The sequence below is a fragment of the Candidatus Glassbacteria bacterium genome (genome assembly GCA_019456185.1).
Classification (GTDB): Bacteria; Gemmatimonadota; Glassbacteria; order GWA2-58-10; family GWA2-58-10; genus JAJRTS01.
In genome coordinates this window covers 1-234 of the sequence record VRUH01000113.1, presented here as the reverse complement: position 1 = coordinate 234, position 234 = coordinate 1, and the positions used below count along the sequence as shown (strand labels likewise).

At 51.3% G+C, this 234-nt stretch carries 1 pseudogene (only partly in view); it reads left to right on the top strand.

The features are described from left to right. Positions 1-234 (top strand): annotated as a pseudogene (locus tag FVQ81_18140) (hypothetical protein); it begins 823 nt to the left of the window's first position.

The window sequence follows — 234 nt, the reverse complement described above, 5'->3', positions numbered from 1 at the left end:
AGAAACGAGAAAAGTTCATCCGCAAGATGATGGAGCAGGGGATTTTTTACAAGACTGAAATCACCGGAACGCTGCCCAAACTTTGGATCGCGCCGGGCTTCTATGCGTTGGCTTTTGACAACAAACAGATGCTCGTCTCGGTCGTGGCTGCCTACTATCTGGCGAAGTCGCCCCGGTGGAACATCGTCGTGTTGAAAGATTCGAGAACGGGAAAGCAGGTCGGACAATTTGACG